Here is a 21,868-nt window from a genome sequence, read left to right on the forward strand (position 1 = left end):
CGGGGATTACGAAAGAAGCGAGGTGAAGGCGAAGCGCATCAGGCCGGTTCGCGGCTCAGCGCGAGCTTGGCCGCCGCCTCTCCGGCAAGGCGCCCGAAAGTCACGGCTGTCGCCAGCCCCATGGCAGGGAGGTAGCCCCAGTGCGCGGGGCCGGAAACGGACCGCGCGGCGCCGCCACCTGCAAAGAGGTTGGGCAGTTTGGTACCATCGGGGCGCAGGACCTGCGCGTTGCCATCGATCTGGAGGCCGCCCTGGGTGTGGAAGATCGCGCCCACGACCTTGAGCGCGCGGAAGCGCGGGGCAGGGGGGAGGTCGCCGTCCCACACACGGCCGAAGCTGTCGGCCTCGCCAGAGCCTTGCGCGGCGCGTGCCTCGGCCAGTGTTGCGGCAAGCACCTGTGCGGGAAGACCGAGCACCTGCGCCAGTTCCTCTTCGCTGTCGGCAAAGCGCGGGGCGTTGAGCTTGTTGAGCTCGATGATCTCGGGGATGTAGTCGACGTCCTTCTCGATGCGGTCGTCGTAGATCACCCAGACGTAGTCGCCCGGTTGCTGCAGCACAGGGTGCACCATGCCGGCAATATCGTCGGTCTCGTTGGTGAAGCGCTTGCCCTCGATGTTGACGAGGATGCCGCCCGCAATCGGGACGCCCGGCGGGACTGGCATGCCCTGCGGCTCAGTCAGCATGGCATACCCCTGGTAGGAGGCCATGTCGCCAAGCGCGGCGCCAACCTCGCCGCCGACAGCGATGCCTGTGCCTTGGCTGCCCTCATGGCCGTTGTTCCGGGCCTCGGCCATCTCCGGCATGTTGGCCGCGACCATCGCATGGTTCGCCGCAAAGCCGCCGCAAGCAAGGATCAGGGTGTCGCAGCCAACCGCTTCGTGCGAGCCGTCGGGGCGCGCGATAGTGACGCCCGTGATACGGCCATCTGCATCGGCATGGACATCGACCAGCTTTGCCTCGGTCATGACATCGACGCCGTTGTCGTCGAGGCGGCGGTGGAGCAGGTCGACCATGTCCTGGCCGCCGTGCCCGCGCCAGCCGTGCACGCGGTAAGTGCTGTTGCCGTAGGCGGGCCGGAAGCCGGTATCGAGCTCCCAGGGCATGTCGAGTTCCTCGACCATCCAGTCGACGGTGGGCCCGGCATAGTCGGCAATGGCGCGCGCCAGAACCGGGTCGGTCTGCCCCTTGGTCTTGGCCATGATGTCATCGAAATAGGTGTGCGCGCTATCCTCGATGCCGTGCGCAGCCTGGGCCTTGGTGCCCGCCGCGCAGATGAGGCCCTGCGACATGCCCGTAGAGCCCATCGGGCGCTCGTCCTGCTCGATCAGCAGGACTTCGGCCCCGGCTTTCGCGGCGGCAAGAGCGGCAATGCAGCCGCAGGCGCCGCCGCCCACCACCAGCACGGGAACGGTGAATTCGAAGGTTTCGCTCATGGTGCGATCACGCCTCTCGTGCGAGTTCTTCGCCGACATCACCCGAGGCGACATCGTCATCCAGAACCGCGGCTTCGTTCTCCTGCTGCACGATGCGCAGGATGCGGGCGATGTATTCCTGATTCCACATCTGCCGTTCGGCCGAAGCTTCCCGGGTGGGTTCGAAAGCGTCGATCTCGCCATCCTCAAGGATGCCCTTTTCGCGCAGCAAACGCTCGAGCGTATCGTTGCGCTGGCGGGCCACCGCCAGTTCCTGGGCCACAGCCATGGTGATCGCGAGGACCTTTTCGACCTGGGGTTCGAGGAAGTAGGGACGCTTGCCAGCGGGCTTGGCGCCGGCTCCGTTCAGGGCGTCGGAAAAGCTCATGCCACGGCTCCGATCACGTGCCAGGCCGCCTTGCGGCCATAGTCTTCGGTGTCATCTTCTTCCGCATCAGGGAACAGCTCGCGGTCGACCACGCCGTAGACGCCGCCATGGATCAGGCTGTCCTTTGCAAAGCCGGCATCAACCATGGCCTCGTCGAGGTCCATCTCGTGCATGCGCGACCAAAAGGGTTCGTTGTTGTAGAAGGCATCCCAGTCGCGCATCGCCTGCTCGAAGAGCGGCATTTCGGGCGCGTACTGCGGCTGCTCGACGTGCAGCACGATGCCGCCGGGCTTGAGCAGGCGGCGCGTCTCGCGGAAAATGTTGCGCAGCGCAGTGGTCGAGAGTTCGTGGAGGAACATCGTCGTCTGGATCCAGTCGAAGCTGGCGTCCTCGAAGCGCGACAGGTCCTCGCCGCTCGCCTGCACGAAGGAGACGTTGTCGACGCCCAGCGACTTGGCGCGGGCCAGGCCGTAGCGCAGCACCGGCGCACCCAGGTCGACGATGGTCATCTCGGCCTCGGGATAGGCCTGCGCCAGGGGCAGGCTGGAGTGGCCGACCGTGCCGCCGATCTCCAAGATCTTCTTCGGAGCGAAGTCGGGCAGGTTCTTCTTCACCCAGTTCACGACGGCCATGCCGCCGCCGTCGGAATACTTGCCGAGGAGGCCGCTGGTGGTGACGAACCCGGCGTGATCGTAGTTCGCGCCATTGGTGACGTCGCCCTCGAAATACTCGGTGTGGTAGCTGCCGGGCATGCAGTGGTGGTCGACCGCCGAGACGTACCGTGGGATATCCACCGTGGGATCAAGCTGCAGGCGTGGATCGCCCTCGGTCAGGTCCGCCGCGATGGCGGCAAGGCGCTCGGCCTGGCGCAGCGATGTCCAGCGTCCGGCTTGCTGGCGCTGTTCCATCGTCATGCGGCGCAGCGCGGACCAGGTCTGGAACGCCGGATCCTTGAGCAGCGCCTTGCGTGCCTCGTGACGGTTGGCGAGTGGTCGGCCGTTCTCGGCCTCGAACTTTGGCGCCACTCGGCTGTCGTAGGCGGCCTTGACGCCCGGAACAATGCGCGCGGCGAGATGACGGTTCATCTGCGCGAGGAAGTTCACGCGCTCGATCTCGTCGTGGTTGGTCTCTGGGAATACCGCATGGCGACCAATTACCCGGTAGTCGGGTGGGCCGTCATAGGCGGCGCTAGGATCATTTGCAGGTGGAGTTGTACGCGACGTCTTCACGGCCTACCTCATTTGTTATAGCCTTATGCTATATTGTCGTTACAAGAGACGCAAGAGCCGAAGCCGATGTGCCAAGGCGACATGCAAGACCAAGGGGAAACCGGATGATCATTTTCGCCGTATTCAACCTGAAACCGGGTGTCTCGGTGGAGGAATACGAAGCTTGGGCGCGGGAAACCGACCTTCCCACCGCCAATTCCCTCAAGTCCATCGACAGCTTTCGCGTGTACCGTTCAACCTCGGTTCTGGGCTCGGATGAAAAGCCGCCCTTCGGATATATCGAAGTTCTCGACGTCAACGACATGGAGCAGTTCGCCGCCGACGCGCAGAGCGAAATCATGCAGGAGGTCGCCGCCACCTTCCAGGGCATGGTCGATGTCACCTTCGTGATGACCGAGGAGCTGGTGGCATGAGGTTTGCCGGCAAAGTCGCCGTTGTTACCGGCTCGGGCCGCGAGGGTGGTCTGGGCGAAGCCATTGCCCGTCGTCTGTCGGAAGAGGGTGCCAAGGTCGTCATCTCGGACATCGGCACCTCGCGCGATGCCTCCACGCCCGATGCCATGATCGGCAGCACGGACGAGATGAAGCGCATCGCCGACGCCATGCCGAGCGAGGCAACGACCTTCGCTTGCGACGTGCGTGACCCGGCGCAGGTCGAGGCGCTGGCCGATCATGCTATCGACACCTTCGGCTCACTTGATATCTGGGTGAACAACGCTGGCATCGGCTATATCATGAAGCCGCTTGTCGACGTGTCGGTGGACGACTGGCGCGCGGTGATCGACGTCAATCTCAATGGCGCCTGGTTCGGCCTTCAGGCCGCGGCCAAGCGCATGATTGCAGCTGGCAAGGGCGGACGCATCATCAACGTCGCCAGCCAGGCGGCCAAGTCGGGCTTTCCCCATGCCCAGGCGTACAGCTCGTCCAAGCACGCTCTGGTCGGCCTTGTCCGTTCGGCCTCGATCGAGCTTGGCCCGGAAGGCATCACCGTTAACAACGTGTGCCCGAACCACGTCACCACGGGCCTTGGCAAGTGGCAGAACGAGCACTTCGCCGAAGTGCAGGGGATCAGCGTTGAGGAGTACCTCAAGCGCATGGCTGCGCGTATTCCGATGGGCCGTCCGGGCCTGCCGCAGGACACCGCATCGGCCATCGCCTTCCTGTGCTCGGACGAGGCGATCTACATCACCGGCGAGAGCATGAACGTCTCGGGCGGCGAGGAGCCGCACTGAGATGACTACCGGGGCCAAGCAGACCGAAAATCCCGCGCACGTTCTTATCGATCATGCGCTGGCACTCGAGTGGGAGACCATCCCGGCCGACGCGCAGGAGCGGGCGCAGACCTTCCTGCACGACAGTCTGGCCGTGGGCATTGCAGGGCGCAACGCCGCCCATTCCGAGGGCGTCTTTGCCATGGCGCAGGGCTGGGGCGAGGGCGGCGCGACCTCGGTGCTGGGACGTCCCGGTGTCCGTCTGCCCGCGGCCTCGGCGGCCTTCGTCAATGGCTTCCAGATCCATGGGCAGGAATACGACTGCGTCCATGAACCGGCCGTGCTGCACCCGATGGCGACCGCTCTGGCCGCACTTCTCGCCGAGGCCGAGCGCGGTGATCCCGTGCGCGGCGAGGACTTTCTCGCGGCAATTGTCGCGGCGGTCGATGTCTCGGTTACCATCGGGATCGCGGCGCCCGATGCGCTCACCTTTTTCCGCCCGGCAACGGCCGGGATCTTCGGCTGCGTGGCGGGTATCGCGCGGATGCGCCGCCTGCCGCGCGCTGAGGCGCTCGATGCCTTCGGTCATGCGCTGGCGCTGACCTCCGGCACGATGCAGGCGCACGTCGAGGGCAAGCCCGCGCTGCCGGTTCAGGTCGCCAATGCGGCGCGCAATGCGCTTGTCGCCGTGGACCTCGCGCGAGTTGGAATGCCCGGCGTGGCCCATCCGCTCGACGGCCCTTTCGGCTATTTCGCGCTGATGGAAAAGCGCGAGGCTCTCGCCCCCGCACTCGCCAGGCTGGGGCAGGGGCGCCGCATCACCGAGGTGAGCTGGAAGCCGTTCCCGACCGGACGGGCCGGGCATGGCGGGATCGTTGCCGTGCAGGACCTGATGGCCGGGCAGGGCCTCACCGCCGCCAACCTGGAGAGCCTCGAATACCATGCGCCGCCCCTTATCCATCGCCTTGTCGGGCGCCCGGCCAAGGCGGACATGGAGCCGGGCTACGCACGGCTGTGCATGCAGTACCTTGCGGCCGTGACCTTGCTGCGCGGCAAGGTGGCTCTGGGTGATTTCCAGCGCGCCTCGCTCGATGACCCCGAAGTCCATGCACTGGCGAGCCGGATCACGGTGATCGCCAACGACAATCCCGACATGGCCGCGTTTGCCCCGGCGCGGGCCATTGCTCGCACCGCTGACGGCCGCACGCTGGTGCAGGATGTCGAGGCCCAGTTCGGCTCGCCCCAATGGCCGCTCTCGCGCGAGCAGCACATGGAAAAGGCGCAAGGCTGCCTCGACTTTGCAGGGCTTGGACACTGCCATGCAGATCTCGCCGCGGCCATCGACACCTTCGCAGTGGCGCCCGACGCCATGGCTATCCTTCGCGCCACGGGCGTGATGGGCTGATCCCTCTCTTTTCCTCTATCCCAAAGCAGGACACCCGATGACCCTACTCAAGTGCGCAACCCTCGTCGTTGCCGACATGGCCGCATCGAGCGAGCGCTACGCCCGATGGATGGATTACCGCGTCGTCGACCAAGGCGCCGTGCCCGAAGATCTTGCCGCCGCCTGGCAGGCACCGGCCTCGGCCGGACGTCCCTTTGCGCTGCTGCAACCTGCCTCCGGCGAAGAGGTGTTCCTGCGCTTCGTGGAAGGTGATCCGGTCGCCTCCTATGCCCCGATCCGCACCTATGGCTGGGCCGCGACCGAGATTTGCGTGCGCGATGTCATGGCCGTGAACGCCCGCATGGAGGAGAGCCCCTTCGAGATCATCGGTCCACCCAAGGACCTCGACGGCTTTGCCACGGTCAAGCCGATGCAGGTCAAGGGCGATGACCAGGAGATCGTCTATCTGACGCAGATCCTGCAACCTGGCGAGGAGAACGGCCTTCCGCAGCCGACCTCTCTGGTCGACCGTCCCTTCATCATGGTGCTGGCCAGCCACGATCTGCCCGCCAGCGTGAAGTGGGTGGAGGACGTGCTGGGCCTTCCCGTGATCGATCCGGTGCCGATCCGCTATTCGATGATCAACCAGGCCTTCGACCTCGATCCCGAGACGAAGACGGCCATCGTGACCGCACGCGGTGCGGGCCAGACCTTCCTCGAGATCGACCAGTACCCGGCCGAGGCGACCGTGCGCGAAAAGCACGCGGGCGACCTTCCGCCCGGCGTTGCCATCACGACCATGCTGCACCCCGACTTCGCGCGCCTCGAAGGCCACTGGGCCAGCGCGCCGGTGGTGCGCGAAGGGCCGCTCTATGCGGGCAAGCGCACGGGCATTCTTCTGACGCCCGAAGGCGCGCTTCTCGAAGTGATCGAAGGGGGCTCGATCTGAGATGGACCACACCCTTGCACTCCTCACCCTGCTGCACCTCCTGATCCCGATCTACTGGCTGGGCGGTGACCTTGGCGCGTTCTATTCCTCGCGCTTTCTGGTCGATCCCAAGCGGACCGTGCCCGAGCGCCTGCTCGCGCTGCACATCCTCAACAACATCGACATGGCCCCGCGCACCGCGCTGATTCTGGCCTTTCCCACCGGCTTCACGCTGGCCGCGATGAAGGGCTGGCTGGCAATTCCCGGCATGGCGGTGACCGGCGTGTGGGTGGCAGGGCTGGCCTGGCTCGCACTCGCCTGGGCGGTCCACATCCTTCATGGACCTGCAGGCAAGACCTACAAGCAGATCGATCTTGCCATCCGTTATATCGTCCTCGCCGCGCTCGTCGCAACAGGTGTCGCCGGTCTTGCAGGCGTTCTGGCGCTACCGCTCTTCATCGCGCTCAAGCTGCTGGTGCTGGCCTTCTGCATTTTCATCGGCCTGCTCGTGCGGCGCCAGCTTGTGCCGCTGATCCCAGCTATCGTCGATCTCGCCAAGAACGGCGCAAGCCCTGAGGGGGACAAGACCATCGCGGGTGTTCTGGCCGTGACGCAGCCCACCGTGATGACGCTCTGGGCCGCTGTCCTCATCGCCTCGTTCCTCGGCATCGCCACCCCGTTGTGAGGGCGCGCCGAGTTTTCCTTGATCTCACCGATCCATCTTCCAAGAACACAGGAGCCGATTTTGCAGAAGCATCGCACCATTACCGGCAAGATCCAGTACACCTCGCGCAAGGAAGGTCGTGAAGGGGCCGACCGCGGCCGCGAGACCTTCATGTGGACCCACCATTCCGACGGCAAGAAGACGTTGCGCGCGCACTGCGAGATCGACGAGCCCGATCCCACCGTCATGCGCGACATCACCTATAGCCTCGATGAGAACGACCGTCCGATGGACTGCCTCGTGCGCCTCACGGTCGGCGACGAGTTCATGGGGGCAGGTCTCTTCATCATCGGCGAAGATACGATCGAGTGTGAAAGCTACGGCCCCTCGATCGGGCGTGTCTCGCAGTCGAAGAAGATCGGCGGCGCATTCGATGGCTTCGGCACCCACCCCATCGTCGCGGATGCCTACATCACCCGCAAGATCGATCGTTCGAAGGGCTTTCACAGCCGTCCGTTCCGCTGCTTTCTGCCCTCGCCCGACCACCGCGGCGCCACACCGCCGCTGATCGCAGAGACGACACTTCAGCTGGGCTATGTCGGCGACGAAACGGTGACCGTGCCTGCAGGTACGTTCGAATGCCACAAGTTCCAGTTCACCGACGAGGACGGCGACATGGTCGGCGTCTCGGGCGAAGCGCACCCGCCCTATGAGATGTGGGTGACGGCTGATGAGGACGCGATCTTCGTCCAGGGCGGAGTAGGCGGTTACATGCAGACCTGGTACGAACTGGTCGAACTCGAACGCTGAGCGCGCGTCCGATCCGTTCCGGCACGCGAGGTCTCAGGGGACAGCGTGCCGGGACGGGTTGACTAAGCCCCTGACGAGCGCGAAATTTACGGTTTACGCTGCGTCGCTTCCGCACGAATTCGTGCAGGGGTGAGGGGGCCTTGCACAGGGGCAAGTCAGAACGTGCTTGATCGCGAAGGGGCGGTTCCCCTCTATCACCAGATCTATCTCTTCCTGCGTGACGAGATTCTCTCGGGCCAGCGCCCCTTCGGGAGCGCGATGCCCACCGAGCAGGAATTGGCCGAGACGTACGATGTTTCGCGCATCACCGCGCGCCGTGTCCTCAACGACCTTGCCGAACAGAACTACGTCGAGCGCAAGCGCCGCGTCGGCACGCGGGTCATCTTCAAGTCTCCGTCCAAGCCCATCGAGGCGAATATCGATCAGGCCTACGATTCTCTCCTTGCCTTCGGTGGCGGGACGGACGTCAAGGTGCTCAGCGTCGAGGAAGTTGCGGCGCCCCCGCGTGCGGCGGCGAGTCTGGGGCTCGAGGCAGGCGATCCCGTCATCCGTTCGGTGCGCCTGCGTGAGATGGAAGGTGTCGCGATTGGCTGGATCGTCAGCTATGTCCCGGTCGAACTGGCGCCTTACGTTACCACGGAAACTTTGGCCTCGGCGCCCATCCTGCGGCTTCTTGAGGATGTCGGGGTCAAGCTGAAATACGCGACGCAGACCATCAACGCGGTCCTGGCGTTTGGTGAGATGGTCGACGCCATGGGTGTCGAACTGAACTCACCGATCCTGCGCATCACGCGTGTGTCCTATGACGCGGACGACCGGCCGTTCATGCTTACCTACGCGCACTACCGCGCGGATCGCTTTCACATCCGTATGGACCTGAACGGCCCCGGCACCCACTGAAATGCGGCACCGGAGCCGTCGAAGGTTCCATTCCGGGATGCGTCAGGTCAGGAGACCTTGACCATCACCTTGCCCTGATGTCCGCCGGATTTCAGGTATTCCAGAGCCTCTGCCATGTCTTCGAAGGCGAAAGTCTTGTCGACGACCGGCGCAAAGCCGTTCGCGTCCATCGCGCGCAGCAGGTTCACCAGCATCCCGCGGCTGCCCGAGGCGATGCCCTTGATGACAAGGTTCTTGCCGATGATCGCACCATAATTGGGCAGCGGGCTATCGGAACTGCCGACACCGATCAGGACGACGCGTGCGTTGCAGGCTGCCGCGTTGATCGACTGGGGCAGGGTGTGCTGGCCGCCGGTCTCGGCGATGATGTCCGCGCCGCGTCCGCCGGTCTGCTTGAGCAGTTCGGCGGCCCAGTCGGCGTGGGTGCGGTAGTTCACGGTGTAGTCGGCGCCCATCTTGCGCGCCTCTTCCAGCTTCTCATCGCTCGACGAAGTGATCGCGACGAAGGCGCCGTTGGCCTTGGCGATCTGGAGCGCGGCCATCGAAACTCCGCCGGTGCCCAGCGCGAGGACAAGATCGCCCGCCTTGACTTCGCCGACCACCGATACTGCGTGCCAGGCCGTCAGTGTGGCGGCGGCAAGCGGGGCGGCGGCTTCATCGGAAAGGCCCTCAGGGACCTTGACGAGGGCGCCTGCCGGCACCTTGATGTACTCGGCTGCCCAGCCATCGGTGAAAGTGCCCAGGTCCTTGCCGAAGTAGCTCATGTCGAACGGGCCGTCGTGCCAGGCGACGAAGTGCGGGCACACCGCGCGGTCGCCCACGGCAACCTGCGTGACGCCGTCACCGACCGAGACGACTTCGCCCAGACCCTCGGCGAGGGGGATGCGGTCCTCGGCCTTCTTGGCGCCGTAGCGCCCTTCGAGGATCTGGATGTCGCGGTTGTTGAGGCAGGCAAGGCGCACCTTGAGCACCGCCTCGCCGGGGCCCGCGACCGGGTCGGGGCGCTCGGTGAGCGTCAGCGAGGGAATACCTTCCTGCGTTCCAAGGACGTAAGCTTTCACATCTGGCTCCTGAACTGGTCGAGAATGTCGCAGCCTCGCGCGAACCACGTGCCCTCACGCGCCTTGAGATCGCCCAGCAGCTTCTCGAAGGCGTCCATGCGGTAGGGGAGGCCGATGATGTACGGCGTGAGGTGCATGGGCAGCATGCGCCCGCCATGGACCTCGGCCTCGGCGCTCAGCCAGTCGTGCGCGTCGAGCATCTGCTGCGCGTAGCTGTCGGCCGACTGCTGCTGCACGTTGATGATCTGGCGGTCCGACAGTTCATGGTTGAGCGGGATGTTCACGACGCCGTTGTTGAAGGCGTAGGGAAGCTCGTCGTTGACCCAGTCGCAGCAGTACTCGATGCCCGCGTCCTTGAGCAGGTCCATCGTTGCAAAGCTCTGCTGGCGGGCAATCGAATGCCAGCCGCGCGGCTTCACACCTGCAACGTCGGAAAGGATCGCGACGCTCTCGGTAATGAGCTTGCGTTCGTCCTCGACGGGGAGGGTGGAGGCGATGGTGCCGTTCATGTCGCTCGAGTGGGCGATGATCTCATGCCCTGCATCGACGATGTCGCGGATAACGCTGGGATAGCGCTGCGCGATCGCCGCATTGGCCGCGACCGAGACCTTCACGTCCGCCTTCGCAAAGGCGTCGAGCAGGCGGTAGAAGCCCACCCGCGTGCCGTATTCGCGCGCAGTGTAGTGGCGGTAGTCGGGGTAGGCGGTCTGCATGTGGCCGGGCGCTTTGAAAGGCGTGCTTTCCGGCGTGATCGGGAACCATTCCAGGCTCACCACCATCCAGGTCGCGACGCTCTTGCCCTCGGGCCAGGCGAGGGGCTTGCGCTCCTCCATGACCGAGTAGGGGAAGAGGTCGTGATCGTAGCCCAGGCCGCGCTTGGGGTATTCGAGGTATTCGGGATCGAGGCTCATCTTACGCCTCCTTCGTGTGAATGGCGCGCCAGGCATCGGCAATGTCGCCCGAGCGCGTGATCCACGCGCGTCCACCGTCTCCGGCATCGGCGGCGATGTGCTTCAGGACGTCCTCGAAGGGACCGATGCGGTGGGGCTGGCCGATGAGATACGAGTGAAGCGGAATGCACATGACCGTGCCCGAAGGCTCGGCGGCAAGGCGCTCGTACTGGCGGATCAGCGTGTCGGCGTATTCGCGCGGGCTCATGTTGTAGACGAAGAAGCCGTAGTGGTCGTTGACCTCGAGACTGTAGGGCATCGAGATCAGGTCGCCGGTCTTCGTCTTCACGCGCTGTGGCTGGTCGTCGTGGTAGAGGTCGCAGGTATAGTCGAGACCATACTCGGCGATGAGGTCCAGTGTGCGCGGGGTGTGGGTGAGAGCGGGCGCCAGCCATCCACGGATCGTCTGACCGGTCGCCTCGCGCACGGTCTTAATCGAATCCTCGATGATCGCGCGTTCCTGCGCCTCGTCCATCCCGTAGGAATAGCGGGTGTTGTAGATGCCGTGGCTGAAGAACTCCCAGCCCCGCTGGTTGGCGTCCTCGACCACGTTGGGGTGGTGTTGGCACAGCGCGACCGACAGGCTGACCGAGCCGGGGAAGCCGTGCTTCGACATGACTTCGGCCATGCGCCAGTGGCTGACGCGGTTGGCGTGGTCGCGGTGCGACTGGCGCACGACGTCAGGGTGCGGCATCGCCCAGGACTTGCGGTGAGGATTGGTCGGCGGATCGATCTCGTAGAACTCGAGGTTCGGCGAGATCCAGACAGCGACCTTCTTGTCGCCCGGCCAGGCAAACGGCTTGCGCCCGCGATAGGGCGCGAAGTCGTAGAGGCCGGGGTCCTTTTCGCCCTCGTTCATTACTTCGCCTCCAGCCAGTCGATCACGGTCTGCACCGGCTCGACGTCGGCGTACTTGAGGTGAAGGTCGGTGAGATTGGCAAAATGGTAGCTCTCGTGCTTGTCCGCGCAGGTCTCAATCGGGACGATCGTGCGGTAGCCCCGGCTGAGGCTGTCGACGGCGGTCGCGCGAATGCAGCCCGAGGTCGAACCGCCCGTGACGATGACCGTGTCGACCTTGTGCCAGACAAGCAGGCTCTGCAGCGGCGTCTCGAAGAAGGCGGACGGCATGCGCTTGGTGTAGATCATGTCGGCCGGATCGATCTCGCAGCGATCATCGAACGCGTGGCGGCGCGAATCGTACTTGATGTTCTGGAGCGAATCCGGGGTGTCCGTGCGCGTGCCCCAGACACCGGCGTCGCTCGCGTCCTCGGCGTAGGCGACGTGAGTCCAGATCACGGGCATGCCCTTTTCGCGGGCAAGGCGCGAGATCGTGTTGGTGTACTCGATCTGGCGCGGGTCGGTCTCGTACGCCGTCTTGAACTCGTCGATACGGGTATAGGCGTTCTGGAAGTCCACGTTCACGATCGCCAGCTTCTCGCCGAAGCCGAACTTCGCGCGGGTGGGGTTGGCGATGACTTCCTCGAAGATCTGGCGGGCGGTCTTGCCGTCGCTGACCATCTTGGTGCCGACGATGCTCATCTGGATCTTACCTCTTTTCGCAACTTGTGGGGGCTCCCGCTTCGCAAGGAAGCGCAGCGCGCGGCGGCGACAATGCACCGATGGGGGAGACCTATCCGACTAAAAGATATAGTTCTAGGTCATATTCGCGCTACCGTGGCGCAATGTCGATGGTTTGCCGGGCGATGGGGAAAGCCGGAGCAATTCATCCGCCCTGCGGATAGCGCCACAAGCACCCTGTTTCCAAAACCCGAAGTGAAGGGGATCACTGCACCCAAGCGAAACCGAAAATAGGGAGTATATCCAAATGGCCGCATGGCTCATCGTCACCGCCCGCGTCCCTGACCGCGATGCTTTCATGGCCTCGGGCTACCCGCAGGCGGCCGCCAAGATCCAGGCGCAGTACGGCGGCGAATACATCATCCGCGGCCCCGGCGGCACCGTGCTCGAAGGTCCGGGCGAAGACGGCGCTTCGGTCGTGGTCACCCAGTGGAAGGACCGCGAGGCCGCGCTCGCCTTCTGGAACTCGCCCGAATACGCCGAAGCCAAGAAGCTGCGCGAAGGACTGGCCGAGGTGGCGGTCACGCTCGTCGGCGCCTGATCTGGACGGAATATGGGGCAGAGGCCGCACGTGCCTGCGGTCCTGTCCAGGAGGGGGAGATTCGCATGAGGGCAGGTCGTGTGTGGCGGTCAACTGCAGCGCTCGGGATCCTGGGAGCCATAACGGGCGGTGGTGGAGCGGCCAAGGCCACACCTGCGCAGCCGCTCCGCGCGGGCGAGGTATTCACCGACTGCGCGCAAGGGTGCCCGCAGATGGTCGCGATTGCCCCGGGACGTTTCCGGATGGGCGCCGATGCCGGCGAGGAAGGACGCCCCGAAGGCCCGGTCCGTGAGATCGCGCTTGCGCGTCCCTACGCGCTCGGCCGGTTCGAGGTCTCCAACCAGGAGTATGCTCTATTCGTAGAGAAGACCGGACATATCCCTTCCGCCGATTGCCGCTCGCTCAATGCCGAGCACGGGACCGTCGCCAAGACGCCCACGGCCGATTTTCGTCACCCGGGCCTCGGCGCGGGTGACGGAGCCCCGCAAATGCCGGTCGTGTGCATCTCCTGGAACGATGCGCAGGCCTATCTCTCCTGGCTGAGCGCGCGCACTGGCGCGCATTACCGCCTGCCGAGCGAGGCCGAGTGGGAATATGCCGCCCGCGCCGGCTCGCAGGACGACTACCCCTGGGGCCAGAGCCCCGAGGAGGGGTGCGGTCAGGCGAACATGCTTGACGAAGATGGCGCGGCCAGTGGCATGATCCCTGTTTTCGGAGGCCAGGCCGATGGCGACACCACCGCCTTGCCCCGTGCTGCCTGCCACGATGGGCACGCCGGGGCCGCACCTGTGGGCAGCTATGCGCCTAACGCCTTTGGACTTCACGACATGATCGGCAATGTCTGGGAGTGGACCCAGGATTGCTACGAAGCGCCCTATCCCAGCGCGGTGCCCCTCGATGGCCGCCCCTACGTCGATGCCGAGGAATGCCCCTTGCGCGCAGTGCGCGGTGGCAGCTGGATCAGCACGCCTTTCCGCAACCGCGTGTCCTGGCGCGGACGTGATCCGGTGGATCAGGTCACCTGGATCTTTGGCCTGCGCGTGGCGCGCGATATCGACGGAGACATCCAGTGACGGCCATGCCCGCCATTCTCAATCTGTCGCGCCGTGGCTTTGCAGGCGCGCTTGGCCTTGCTGCGGCGAGCTTCGTGCTGGGCATCCCGCGGGAAGGGCGGGCGGCCGAGGCTGCGGACGCCCCCGACGCGGCCCGTTTCGGGGCCATGCTCAGCATTGATATGACAGGCCTCGTCCGTCTGATCGTGCCGTCCTCCGAACTGGGCCAGGGCACGCAGGAAGCGCTCGCCCGCATGGTGGCCGAAGAACTGGAATGCGACTGGGCGGCTCTCGAAGTGGACCTGCCCTGGGCCGATCCGGCGTTTGCCAATCCTTTCTCGCGCAAGCAGATGACCGCCAACAGCACCTCGGTTATGGGCTACTACACCGCGATGCGGACCCTGGGCGCAGCGACCCGGATGATGCTCACGCGCGCCGCCGCGCAGCGCCTGGGCGCTGACGAAGACGAACTCGTCGTATCGGGCGGTACCATCTCCCATTCCGCGAGCGGCCGCACGCTGGGCTTTGGCGATGTTGCGGGTGCAGCCTCGGCGCTGCCGGTTCCCGCCGAAGTTCCTCTCAAGCCGGTTTCCGAATTCCGGATCATCGGTGGGACGAGCGTGCGCAAGGATCTTCTCCCCAAGATCAACGGCAGCGCGGAATTCGGCATCGACGTGCGCGAGGAGGGCATGCTTGTCGGCGTGCCCGTGCTGGCCCCGCATCCGCAAGCGACCTTCGAACTTGCCGGAATCGAGGATGCCAAGGCGCGTCCGGGCGTGCGCGCCGTGGTGCCGGTCACCGGAGGCGTCGTGGTCGTGGCCGACCGTTTCTGGAGGGCAAAGAGCGCGGCCGAGGCCATTACTCTGACGGTCACGTCATCCCCCATTGCCGGGCTCGACGATGACACCATCCGCTCGCGTCTGCGCGAGGCATTTACCACGATAGAGCCCCGGGTTTTTCCCGAGTTCGAGAAAGGCAGCGGCTTCCCGGGCCGTCCGATCATGCCGGACAAGCCCGCAGTCGAGGCCGCGTTTGCACAGGCCGAGCGCGTGCTTGAAGTCGAGTACGAAGTACCGTTCCTGGCACACGCGACGCTCGAGCCGATCTGCTGCGCCGCGCGTATGGACCGGGCCAGTCTCTTCGTGCGCGGCCCGCTGCAGGACCCGGAAAGTGCGCGCATGCTGGGCGCAAAGCTCTCGGGCTTGCCGCTCGAAGACGTACGGGTCGAACTGACTTATGTGGGCGGCGGTTTTGGCCGCAAGTGGGGGACCGACTTCATCGGCGTCGCCATCGAGGCCGCCAAGGGCGTGCCAGGCCAACTGGTCAAGACGATCTGGCCGCGCGAGCAGGACATGGCCTTTGACCAGTACCGCCCGGCCTTCATCGCCCGCTCACGGGCAGCCCTGGCGAAAGACGGGCGCGTTGCAGCCCTGAAGTCCGCGGTCGCCGGACAGTCGATCATGGCCTACCACGGTCGCGGCGATATCCTGGGCGACATGGCCGACCCGATGAGCGCGGGCAAGCTCGTCTACGAGGCCTATGCCGAGCCCCTGCGCTATGCGGAAAGCCACCGCGTCGACATGGGCGTACCGGTTGGCTTCTGGCGTTCGGTCTCGCTCTCGCAGAACAGCTTCTTCATGGAGAGCTTTATTGACGAGATCGCGCAGGAAACCGGTCAGGACCCGTTCCGGCTTCGCCTGCGTCTTCTGGATGGGCATCCGCGAATTACGCCTGTCCTCACCCGTGCTGCGCAGATGATCGGCCTCGACGCACCAAGGCCAGAAGGCACGGGACGCGGCATCGCGCTGGCCTATACCGATGCCAATTTCTGTGCAGTCGGCATCGAGGTGGCGCTTTCGGGTGAGAACCTCAGCCTCACGCGAATTGCCTGCGCGTGCGATTGCGGGCTCATGATCGATCCGGTCAGCGTGGAGGGACAGGTCAGCGGCGGCATTGTCTTTGGCCTCCAGGCAGCCCTGTGGGGCGAGGTCCACTTTGCCGACGGCGCCCCCACGGCGCAAAACTTCTCCGACTATCGCCTGCCGATGATGATGGACGTGCCCCCGATCGAGGTCGCGCTTATGCCCGGCAGTGACCAGCCCGGAAATGTCGGTGAGGCTTCGACACCCGCCGTCGCGCCCGCGCTCGCCAACGCCATTGTCGATGCGGGAGGGCCGCGCATCCGCGCGCTCCCCATCTCCCGCACACTCACGATCTGAAGGACGCTATGACGATGAAGAACCTGCTCGTAAATGGCGCTCGGCGAACGGTCGAGGCGGAGGAGGACACACCGCTGCTCTGGGTACTGCGCGAGGATCTCGATCTTCCCGGCACCAAGTACGGCTGCGGCATCGGCATGTGCGGGGCCTGCACCGTTCATATCGACGGCATGGCCGTGCGCAGTTGCCAGATGCCGCTTGCCGCCGTGGAGGAAGGCCAGGCCATCTCCACCATCGAGTCCTTGTCAGGCCCGGACGAAGAGGACGCTTTGCATCCGCTCCAGCAGGCCTGGCTGGAGGAGCAGGTGCCCCAGTGCGGCTATTGCCAGAGCGGCATGATCATGGCCGCTGCCGCCTTCCTTGCCGAGACGCCTGAGCCTGACGCCGAGACGATCCGGGCCAGCATCACCAATCTGTGCCGCTGTGGTACCTATCCGCGCATTGAACGGGCCATCCTCAAGGCGGCAAAGGCCATGCGCGCACCTTGATCTGAGGCATGGCGTAAGCTGTGCCCCTGTGCCATCAACGAAGCATGGGTACTTCCAAAGCCGACAGCCCTGACAATTCGCAAGCCCGCGTACTCGCGTTCCTCGCCGATCCCGCAACACATGGCGAGCCGGTGGAACGCGTGGACACGCATGGGGCCAGCGTCTTCCTCGCTTCCGACAGGGCCTACAAGCTCAAACGTGCCGTGCGTTTCTCCTATCTGGACTTTTCGACCCTGGAGAAGCGCCACGCCGTATGTCTGCGCGAGTTGGAGCTGAACCGCCGCATCGCACCGGGCCTCTACCTTGACGTCCTGCCGATCGTGGAGCGTGCCGACGCAAGCCTGGCATTCGGGACAGCCTCGCAAAGTGGTCCGGAAGTCCTTGATTGGGTCGTTGTCATGCGTCGTTTCCAGGATCGCGATCTGCTCGCGACGATGGTGAGGGAAGGGCGGCTCGAGCCCCTGATGGTGCGCGACCTTGCCGACACCATCGCCCATTTTCATCAACACGACGCCCATCCGGTAGAGGACGACGGCGTCAGCCGTGTGCGCCGGGTGATCGAGGGCAATCGGCAGAGCATGGCGGCCACGGGCACGCAAATTCTCGATCCTGAGGCTTGCGAAAGCTGGCTGGACCATAGCCTCGCGGAGCTTGAGCGTGTCAGCCCGGTCCTGCGCGCTCGAGCTGCCGAAGGTTGGGTACGGCATGGCCACGGCGACCTCCATCTTGGCAACATCTGCTTGTGGGAAGGGCGCCCGACACCGTTTGACTGCCTTGAATTCAATGACGAGTTCCCGATCAGTGACGTGTTGTACGACCTTGCCTTCGCGGTCATGGACCTGTGGCATCGTGGACATCACGAGCTCGCCTCGCTTCTGACCAATCGCTATCTCGACCGGGTGGATATGGAAGCGGATGCGTCGGCCCTGTTCCCCTTGTTTCTTTCGATGCGGGCGGCCGTACGTGCGCACGTGCTTGCGACACAGGCGACGCAGGTCCGTGACAAGGAGAGGGGGCTCGCGCTTCAACAGGATGCCCGGAGCTACCTGTCGGCAGCTCGGGATTTCCTGATCCCGTCACCGGCTCGTCTCGTCGCTGTGGGTGGCTTCTCGGGCACAGGAAAATCGACACTCGCGGCGCATCTTGCTCCGGAGCTGGGAACCGTGCCGGGGGCGCGCTGGCTACGTACCGATGTCCTGCGCAAGAAACTGGCGGGTGTCGCGCCCGAGACCCGCCTGCCAGAATCGGCCTATAGCCGGGCAAATTCGGATGCCGTTTATGCGCGTCTGCTGACCCTGGCCAAGCAGACCTTGCGCGCCGGAAGCAGCGTCATCGTCGACGGTGTCTTCGCCCGTGGCAGCGAGCGGCAGGCCCTGGCCGAACTCGCGGACGAGGTCGGTGTGCAATTCGTCGGACTGTGGCTTGAGGCACCAAGGGAGGCACTTCGCAGTCGTATCGAAGGGCGCATGAACGATGCTTCAGACGCGAATGTCGAAGTGCTCGAACGCCAGCTCGAGATGGATCCGGGCGATCTAACAGACTGGCATTGCGTTTGCGCCGTAGGTTCTCCGCGGGCTGTCGCAGAAGCCGCGCGAAGGGCTCTTTGATCTGGAAGATTGCTGGGGTAGATAATATATATTATGTTAAATTATGTTGAAGGACGGTGGCTGAACTGCCGGGCTCATTCCGGTGGTTATGTGCTGCTATTAAGTACCTCAATCACCAGCACCAAACCAACGATCAGGACCGCCCAGATCAGCGCCAGGCGGATGAAACGCGCCGGACCCAACTCCCGCAACCCCGAATGCTGACTGACAAGCAGCAGGCAGCACCCGATGGCTACGATGGACGCCAGGGTCGGCATCAGGTTCACGGCGCGATCACCATGCCGTCATAGGCCACTTCGACACCTTCGGGCACTTCGCCCGAAAGCGTGGCGTAATCCATGCTCTTGTCGAGATGCGTCAGCACGGTGCGATTGACCCCGGCACGCTCAGCCAGTTCGAGCGACATGCCCAGATGCGCGTGCGTGGGATGCGGATCACGCCGCAGGCAGTCCACGACAAGGAGATCAGCGTCTTCACAAAGGTCTATCATGTCCCTCGTAATTTCACTGAAGTCTGTCATGTAACATACCGACTTTCCGTCACAATCGAACCGGAACCCCGTTGACTGTGCCGGGCCATGCGGCATTTGAGTATGCTCTACGCGGTAGCCTTCGCACAGTCTCAGGTTGTCCAGGTTCTCCAGCGAGACGAGCGTCGGATACCCGTACTGGCCCGCAAAGACGTACCCGAAGCGCTGGCGCAGGCGGCGCACGGTTTCCGAGGCCGCAAAGCCGGAAATCGGACCGGCCCGGCCATAGCGCAGCGGGCGAAGGTCATCGATGCCGTGGCAATGATCGGCGTGATCGTGAGTCCAGAACACTGCATCGAGGCGATGCACGTCATTTGCCAGAAGCTGCGCCCGCAGATCGGTGGGGGTGTCTACCAAGATGCGCTTGCCCGCATCGCTCTCGAGCAGGATCGCAACACGGGTGCGGCGGTTCTTTGGTTCCTCGGGGTCGCAATGCCCCCAGTCGGCGCCGAATTCACCGCCCAGACGCGGAACGCCCGTAGAGGTGCCGCAACCAAGGATGGTGACCTTCATGCTCCCTGCTCCACCGGGCTCGCCTTGGTGAACAGGGCAAAGAAGTTGCGCGTGGTGTTTGCGCCCAGTTCCTCAAGGCTCTCGCCGCGAAGATCCGCGACGAAACGCGCGGTGTCCGCCGTGAAGGCCGGCTCGCATTTGCGGCCCCGGTGCGGGATCGGTGCCAGGAACGGGGAATCCGTTTCCACCAGCAACCGGTCGGACGGCACGTCCTTCGCAAAGGCCTGAAGATCCTTCGCGTTCTTGAAAGTCACGATGCCGGACAGGCTGATCGTGAGACCAAGCTCAAGAACGGTTCGGCCGAATTCGGCGCTGGCGGTGAAGCAGTGGATCAGCGCTGGGAAAGCGCCCTTCTCCATCTCCTCGCGGAGGATGCGGGCGGTGTCCTCTTCGGCATCGCGGGTGTGGATGATGATCGGCAGGCCCGTCTCACGTGCCACACCGATGTGCATGCGGAACAGGTCCTGCTGCACCTCCCGGTCCGACTTGTCGTAATAGTAGTCGAGCCCGGTTTCGCCGATCGCGATTACCCGCGGATGGGCCGCAGCTTCCAGAAGCGCTGCAGCGCCGAGATCCGCGTGGGCGTCGGCTTCATGTGGGTGGATACCGACCGAAGCCCACACATCAGGCTCGCGCTCGGCGGTTGCGACCACCCTCTCCCATTCGCTGCGCCGCGTGGAAATGTTGAGGAAGCCCTTGATACCGGCCGCACGGGCACGGTCGAGAACACCGTTTTGGTCCTCGACCACGCCCTCGTATTCAAGATGGCAGTGGGAATCGATGAGCATCAGGCCGCGTCACCTTCGGCCTGATCGTCGGGCAGTTCGAGACGCGGGAACACACCCTGCGGCTTCTCGACGGCATAGTCCGAGGCGGCCAGAACCGCGAACCAGTCGGTCTTCTCGAAGGCCTCATAGCCACGCGCATCAGCGGCGACACCCATCTGGTCGAGCAGCGCGTCGATGGCGCTGGGAACGACGGGACGAACCGCGATGGCTAGATCGCGGACCACCTGGAAGAGTGTCATCAGGACAGCTTCCATACGCGCCGGATCGGTCTTGCGCAGGGCCCAGGGTGCCTGTTCGTCGACATACTGGTTGCAGGCAAAGACCGCCTTCATCCAGGCATCAAGACCATCGCTGAACGCAAGGTCCATGAAGGCCTTGCGCATGCCGGCAATGCCCGAGGCCACGGCCTCGAAAAGCGCCGCGTCTGCTTCGGATTGCTCCAAATCGGACTTAATTTCGCCGCCCATATTCTTGAAAATCATGGACAAACTGCGCTGGGCTAGATTGCCGAAGCTGTTGGCCAGCTCGGCGTTGCAGCGCGTGACAATGGCTTCGGGCGACCACGAGCCGTCCTGGCCGAAGGCCACCTCGCGCAGGAAGAAATAGCGCAGTGTATCGACACCGAACGTCTCGGCGAGCGCGATGGGATCGGTCACGTTACCGACCGACTTTGATTCCTTCTGGCCCCGGTTCAAGAGGAATCCGTGGCCGAAGACCTGCTGCGGCACCGGAACGTCCGCGCTCATCAGGAACGCGGGCCAGTAGACCGTGTGGAAACGCACGATGTCCTTGCCGATAAGGTGCAGGCTCGCGGGCCAGTAGCGGGCGTAGTCGCCTTCCTCGTTCGGGAAGCCCAGGCCGGTCAGGTAGTTGGTCAAGGCATCGACCCAGACGTACATGACGTGGTTGTCGGAGCCGGGGACCTTCACGCCCCAATCGAAGCTGGTGCGCGAGATCGAGAGATCGCGAAGGCCACCTTCGACGAAGCGTGCGATCTCGTTGCGGCGGCTTTCCGGGCGGATGAAGTCGCCGCTGTTGTAGAGCTCGAGCAGCTTGTCCTGGTAATTGGACAGGCGGAAGAACCACGATTCCTCGACGGTCCATTCCACCGGCGTGCCCTGCGGAGAGAGCTTGGCGCCCCCTTCCCCTTCGACGAGTTCGCTCTCGTCGTAATAGGCCTCGTCGCGCACCGAGTACCAGCCCTCGTAGCGGTCGAGGTAGAGGTCACCCTTGGCTTCCATCCGGCGCCACAGCTCCTGCGTCGCCTCGTGATGGCGCGGCTCGGTGGTACGGATAAATACGTCATAATCGACGTTGAGAGCATCGCACATCTCACGGAAATATCCGGACATTTCCGTAGCAAGTTCTGCGGGGGTCGTCCCGAGATCGCGTGCCTTCTGCATCATCTTGAGGCCGTGCTCGTCGGTGCCCGTCTGGAGACGGACATCAAAGCCTTCAGCCTTGCGATGGCGGGCAATCACGTCGGCGGCGATCGCCTCGTAGGCGTGGCCGATGTGGGGCTTGCCGTTGGGGTAGGAAATGGCGGTAGTGATGTAATAAGGCTCGCCCATGGCGGCGTCACACTTTCTGTGTCCGGAGTGAATGAAGGCCGTGCGT

23 protein-coding genes are annotated in these 21,868 nt (G+C 64.4%); 12 read left to right on the plus strand and 11 right to left on the minus strand.

The features are described 5' to 3' along the window. Positions 1–38: 38 nt before the first annotated feature. The 3 genes from LC060_RS10395 to LC060_RS21045 are packed head-to-tail and all read right to left on the minus strand — an operon-like array spanning position 39 to position 3,029. Positions 39–1,433, minus strand: coding sequence for an FAD-dependent oxidoreductase (locus tag LC060_RS10395; protein ID WP_226635327.1), 1,395 nt, complete (start codon positions 1,431–1,433; stop codon positions 39–41). Between the two features lie 7 nt (positions 1,434–1,440). Then, positions 1,441–1,800, minus strand: coding sequence for a hypothetical protein (locus LC060_RS10400; protein WP_039393604.1), 360 nt, complete (start codon positions 1,798–1,800; stop codon positions 1,441–1,443). Continuing rightward, the gene (locus LC060_RS21045) at positions 1,797–3,029 is read right to left on the minus strand and encodes a class I SAM-dependent methyltransferase (protein WP_226635330.1); all 1,233 of its coding nucleotides are present in this window, start codon (positions 3,027–3,029) and stop codon (positions 1,797–1,799) included. Before LC060_RS21045 ends, LC060_RS10400 begins: the two co-directional genes overlap by 4 nt. A 104-nt stretch (positions 3,030–3,133) precedes the next feature. On the opposite strand from LC060_RS21045, the gene LC060_RS10410 reads away from it, so the two are divergent. The 7 genes from LC060_RS10410 (at position 3,134) to LC060_RS10440 (ending at position 8,925) form a co-directional block, all read left to right on the plus strand. Then, the gene (locus LC060_RS10410) at positions 3,134–3,442 is read left to right on the plus strand and encodes an REDY-like protein HapK (RefSeq protein WP_039393609.1); all 309 of its coding nucleotides are present in this window, start codon (positions 3,134–3,136) and stop codon (positions 3,440–3,442) included. Continuing rightward, positions 3,439–4,260, plus strand: coding sequence for an SDR family NAD(P)-dependent oxidoreductase (locus LC060_RS10415; RefSeq protein WP_226635331.1), 822 nt, complete (start codon positions 3,439–3,441; stop codon positions 4,258–4,260). The genes LC060_RS10410 and LC060_RS10415 overlap by 4 nt, the downstream gene beginning before the upstream one ends. Position 4,261: 1 nt before the next feature. Continuing rightward, positions 4,262–5,644: an MmgE/PrpD family protein gene (locus LC060_RS10420; protein WP_226635334.1), complete on the plus strand. Its 1,383-nt coding sequence runs from the start codon at positions 4,262–4,264 to the stop codon at positions 5,642–5,644. Positions 5,645–5,681: 37 nt separating this feature from the next. Next, positions 5,682–6,572, plus strand: coding sequence for a VOC family protein (locus tag LC060_RS10425; RefSeq protein ID WP_226635336.1), 891 nt, complete (start codon positions 5,682–5,684; stop codon positions 6,570–6,572). A 1-nt stretch (position 6,573) separates the two neighbouring features. After that, positions 6,574–7,236 carry a hypothetical protein gene (locus tag LC060_RS10430; protein ID WP_226635338.1) on the plus strand — a complete coding sequence of 221 codons (663 nt, stop codon included), beginning with the start codon at positions 6,574–6,576 and terminating at the stop codon, positions 7,234–7,236. A 60-nt stretch (positions 7,237–7,296) separates the two neighbouring features. Next, positions 7,297–8,025 carry a DUF3108 domain-containing protein gene (locus LC060_RS10435; RefSeq protein ID WP_226635340.1) on the plus strand — a complete coding sequence of 243 codons (729 nt, stop codon included), beginning with the start codon at positions 7,297–7,299 and terminating at the stop codon, positions 8,023–8,025. A gap of 162 nt (positions 8,026–8,187) precedes the next feature. Then, positions 8,188–8,925, plus strand: a complete 738-nt coding sequence (locus LC060_RS10440; RefSeq protein WP_226635342.1) for a GntR family transcriptional regulator — start codon at positions 8,188–8,190, stop codon at positions 8,923–8,925. Positions 8,926–8,972: 47 nt separating this feature from the next. Here the strand turns inward: LC060_RS10440 and LC060_RS10445 are convergent, their stop codons facing one another. The 4 genes from LC060_RS10445 to LC060_RS10460 are packed head-to-tail and all read right to left on the minus strand — an operon-like array spanning position 8,973 to position 12,475. Then, positions 8,973–9,986, minus strand: coding sequence for a zinc-dependent alcohol dehydrogenase family protein (locus tag LC060_RS10445; protein ID WP_226635344.1), 1,014 nt, complete (start codon positions 9,984–9,986; stop codon positions 8,973–8,975). Continuing rightward, complete coding sequence (locus tag LC060_RS10450; RefSeq protein ID WP_226635346.1) at positions 9,983–10,897, minus strand: polysaccharide deacetylase family protein; 915 nt, start codon at positions 10,895–10,897, stop codon at positions 9,983–9,985. Before LC060_RS10450 ends, LC060_RS10445 begins: the two co-directional genes overlap by 4 nt. 1 nt (position 10,898) lies before the next feature. Continuing rightward, complete coding sequence (locus LC060_RS10455) at positions 10,899–11,795, minus strand: polysaccharide deacetylase family protein (RefSeq protein WP_226635348.1); 897 nt, start codon at positions 11,793–11,795, stop codon at positions 10,899–10,901. Continuing rightward, positions 11,795–12,475 carry an isochorismatase family protein gene (locus LC060_RS10460; RefSeq protein WP_205466514.1) on the minus strand — a complete coding sequence of 227 codons (681 nt, stop codon included), beginning with the start codon at positions 12,473–12,475 and terminating at the stop codon, positions 11,795–11,797. Before LC060_RS10460 ends, LC060_RS10455 begins: the two co-directional genes overlap by 1 nt. Before the next feature lie 286 nt (positions 12,476–12,761). On the opposite strand from LC060_RS10460, the gene LC060_RS10465 reads away from it, so the two are divergent. From LC060_RS10465 to LC060_RS10485, 5 genes are all read left to right on the plus strand, one after another. Further along, a complete protein-coding gene (locus LC060_RS10465) occupies positions 12,762–13,055 on the plus strand; it encodes a DUF1330 domain-containing protein (protein WP_226635350.1) in 294 nt (97 codons plus the stop codon). Positions 13,056–13,120: 65 nt separating this feature from the next. Further along, positions 13,121–14,128, plus strand: coding sequence for a formylglycine-generating enzyme family protein (locus tag LC060_RS10470; protein WP_226635352.1), 1,008 nt, complete (start codon positions 13,121–13,123; stop codon positions 14,126–14,128). A gap of 5 nt (positions 14,129–14,133) precedes the next feature. Next, positions 14,134–16,326 (plus strand): xanthine dehydrogenase family protein molybdopterin-binding subunit, encoded by a 2,193-nt coding sequence (locus tag LC060_RS10475; RefSeq protein ID WP_226636498.1) that lies wholly within the window; start codon positions 14,134–14,136, stop codon positions 16,324–16,326. Positions 16,327–16,340: 14 nt separating this feature from the next. After that, the gene (locus LC060_RS10480) at positions 16,341–16,814 is read left to right on the plus strand and encodes a (2Fe-2S)-binding protein (protein WP_226635353.1); all 474 of its coding nucleotides are present in this window, start codon (positions 16,341–16,343) and stop codon (positions 16,812–16,814) included. Positions 16,815–16,858: 44 nt separating this feature from the next. Beyond that, complete coding sequence (locus LC060_RS10485) at positions 16,859–18,421, plus strand: AAA family ATPase (RefSeq protein ID WP_226635355.1); 1,563 nt, start codon at positions 16,859–16,861, stop codon at positions 18,419–18,421. Between the two features lie 86 nt (positions 18,422–18,507). On the opposite strand, the gene LC060_RS10490 is transcribed toward LC060_RS10485, so the two are convergent. From LC060_RS10490 to metG, 4 genes are read right to left on the minus strand one after another with little or no spacing between them, the layout of a single operon-like run. Further along, positions 18,508–18,687 (minus strand): hypothetical protein, encoded by a 180-nt coding sequence (locus LC060_RS10490; RefSeq protein ID WP_226635357.1) that lies wholly within the window; start codon positions 18,685–18,687, stop codon positions 18,508–18,510. After that, positions 18,684–19,463 (minus strand): MBL fold metallo-hydrolase, encoded by a 780-nt coding sequence (locus tag LC060_RS10495; protein ID WP_226635358.1) that lies wholly within the window; start codon positions 19,461–19,463, stop codon positions 18,684–18,686. Before LC060_RS10495 ends, LC060_RS10490 begins: the two co-directional genes overlap by 4 nt. Beyond that, positions 19,460–20,251 (minus strand): TatD family hydrolase, encoded by a 792-nt coding sequence (locus LC060_RS10500; protein ID WP_226635360.1) that lies wholly within the window; start codon positions 20,249–20,251, stop codon positions 19,460–19,462. Before LC060_RS10500 ends, LC060_RS10495 begins: the two co-directional genes overlap by 4 nt. Next, positions 20,251–21,822 (minus strand): methionine--tRNA ligase, encoded by a 1,572-nt coding sequence (gene metG, locus LC060_RS10505; RefSeq protein ID WP_226635362.1) that lies wholly within the window; start codon positions 21,820–21,822, stop codon positions 20,251–20,253. Before metG ends, LC060_RS10500 begins: the two co-directional genes overlap by 1 nt. Positions 21,823–21,868: the final 46 nt, after the last annotated feature.

Source organism: Novosphingobium profundi (assembly GCF_020524485.1).
Lineage (GTDB): Bacteria > Pseudomonadota > Alphaproteobacteria > Sphingomonadales > Sphingomonadaceae > Novosphingobium > Novosphingobium profundi_A.

What these genes read in the sequence shown, in the direction of transcription:
- LC060_RS10395 (WP_226635327.1), bottom strand. Translation starts at nt 1,433, where the DNA reads ATGAGCGAAACCTTCGAATTCACCGTTCCCGTGCTGGTGGTGGGCGGC.
- LC060_RS10400 (WP_039393604.1), bottom strand. Translation starts at nt 1,800, where the DNA reads ATGAGCTTTTCCGACGCCCTGAACGGAGCCGGCGCCAAGCCCGCTGGC.
- LC060_RS10410 (WP_039393609.1), top strand. Translation starts at nt 3,134, where the DNA reads ATGATCATTTTCGCCGTATTCAACCTGAAACCGGGTGTCTCGGTGGAG.
- LC060_RS10415 (WP_226635331.1), top strand. Translation starts at nt 3,439, where the DNA reads ATGAGGTTTGCCGGCAAAGTCGCCGTTGTTACCGGCTCGGGCCGCGAG.
- LC060_RS10420 (WP_226635334.1), top strand. Translation starts at nt 4,262, where the DNA reads ATGACTACCGGGGCCAAGCAGACCGAAAATCCCGCGCACGTTCTTATC.
- LC060_RS10425 (WP_226635336.1), top strand. Translation starts at nt 5,682, where the DNA reads ATGACCCTACTCAAGTGCGCAACCCTCGTCGTTGCCGACATGGCCGCA.
- LC060_RS10430 (WP_226635338.1), top strand. Translation starts at nt 6,574, where the DNA reads ATGGACCACACCCTTGCACTCCTCACCCTGCTGCACCTCCTGATCCCG.
- LC060_RS10450 (WP_226635346.1), bottom strand. Translation starts at nt 10,897, where the DNA reads ATGAGCCTCGATCCCGAATACCTCGAATACCCCAAGCGCGGCCTGGGC.
- LC060_RS10455 (WP_226635348.1), bottom strand. Translation starts at nt 11,795, where the DNA reads ATGAACGAGGGCGAAAAGGACCCCGGCCTCTACGACTTCGCGCCCTAT.
- LC060_RS10460 (WP_205466514.1), bottom strand. Translation starts at nt 12,475, where the DNA reads ATGAGCATCGTCGGCACCAAGATGGTCAGCGACGGCAAGACCGCCCGC.
- LC060_RS10465 (WP_226635350.1), top strand. Translation starts at nt 12,762, where the DNA reads ATGGCCGCATGGCTCATCGTCACCGCCCGCGTCCCTGACCGCGATGCT.
- LC060_RS10470 (WP_226635352.1), top strand. Translation starts at nt 13,121, where the DNA reads ATGAGGGCAGGTCGTGTGTGGCGGTCAACTGCAGCGCTCGGGATCCTG.
- LC060_RS10475 (WP_226636498.1), top strand. Translation starts at nt 14,134, where the DNA reads ATGCCCGCCATTCTCAATCTGTCGCGCCGTGGCTTTGCAGGCGCGCTT.
- LC060_RS10480 (WP_226635353.1), top strand. Translation starts at nt 16,341, where the DNA reads ATGAAGAACCTGCTCGTAAATGGCGCTCGGCGAACGGTCGAGGCGGAG.
- LC060_RS10485 (WP_226635355.1), top strand. Translation starts at nt 16,859, where the DNA reads ATGGGTACTTCCAAAGCCGACAGCCCTGACAATTCGCAAGCCCGCGTA.
- LC060_RS10495 (WP_226635358.1), bottom strand. Translation starts at nt 19,463, where the DNA reads ATGAAGGTCACCATCCTTGGTTGCGGCACCTCTACGGGCGTTCCGCGT.
- LC060_RS10500 (WP_226635360.1), bottom strand. Translation starts at nt 20,251, where the DNA reads ATGCTCATCGATTCCCACTGCCATCTTGAATACGAGGGCGTGGTCGAG.
- metG (WP_226635362.1), bottom strand. Translation starts at nt 21,822, where the DNA reads ATGGGCGAGCCTTATTACATCACTACCGCCATTTCCTACCCCAACGGC.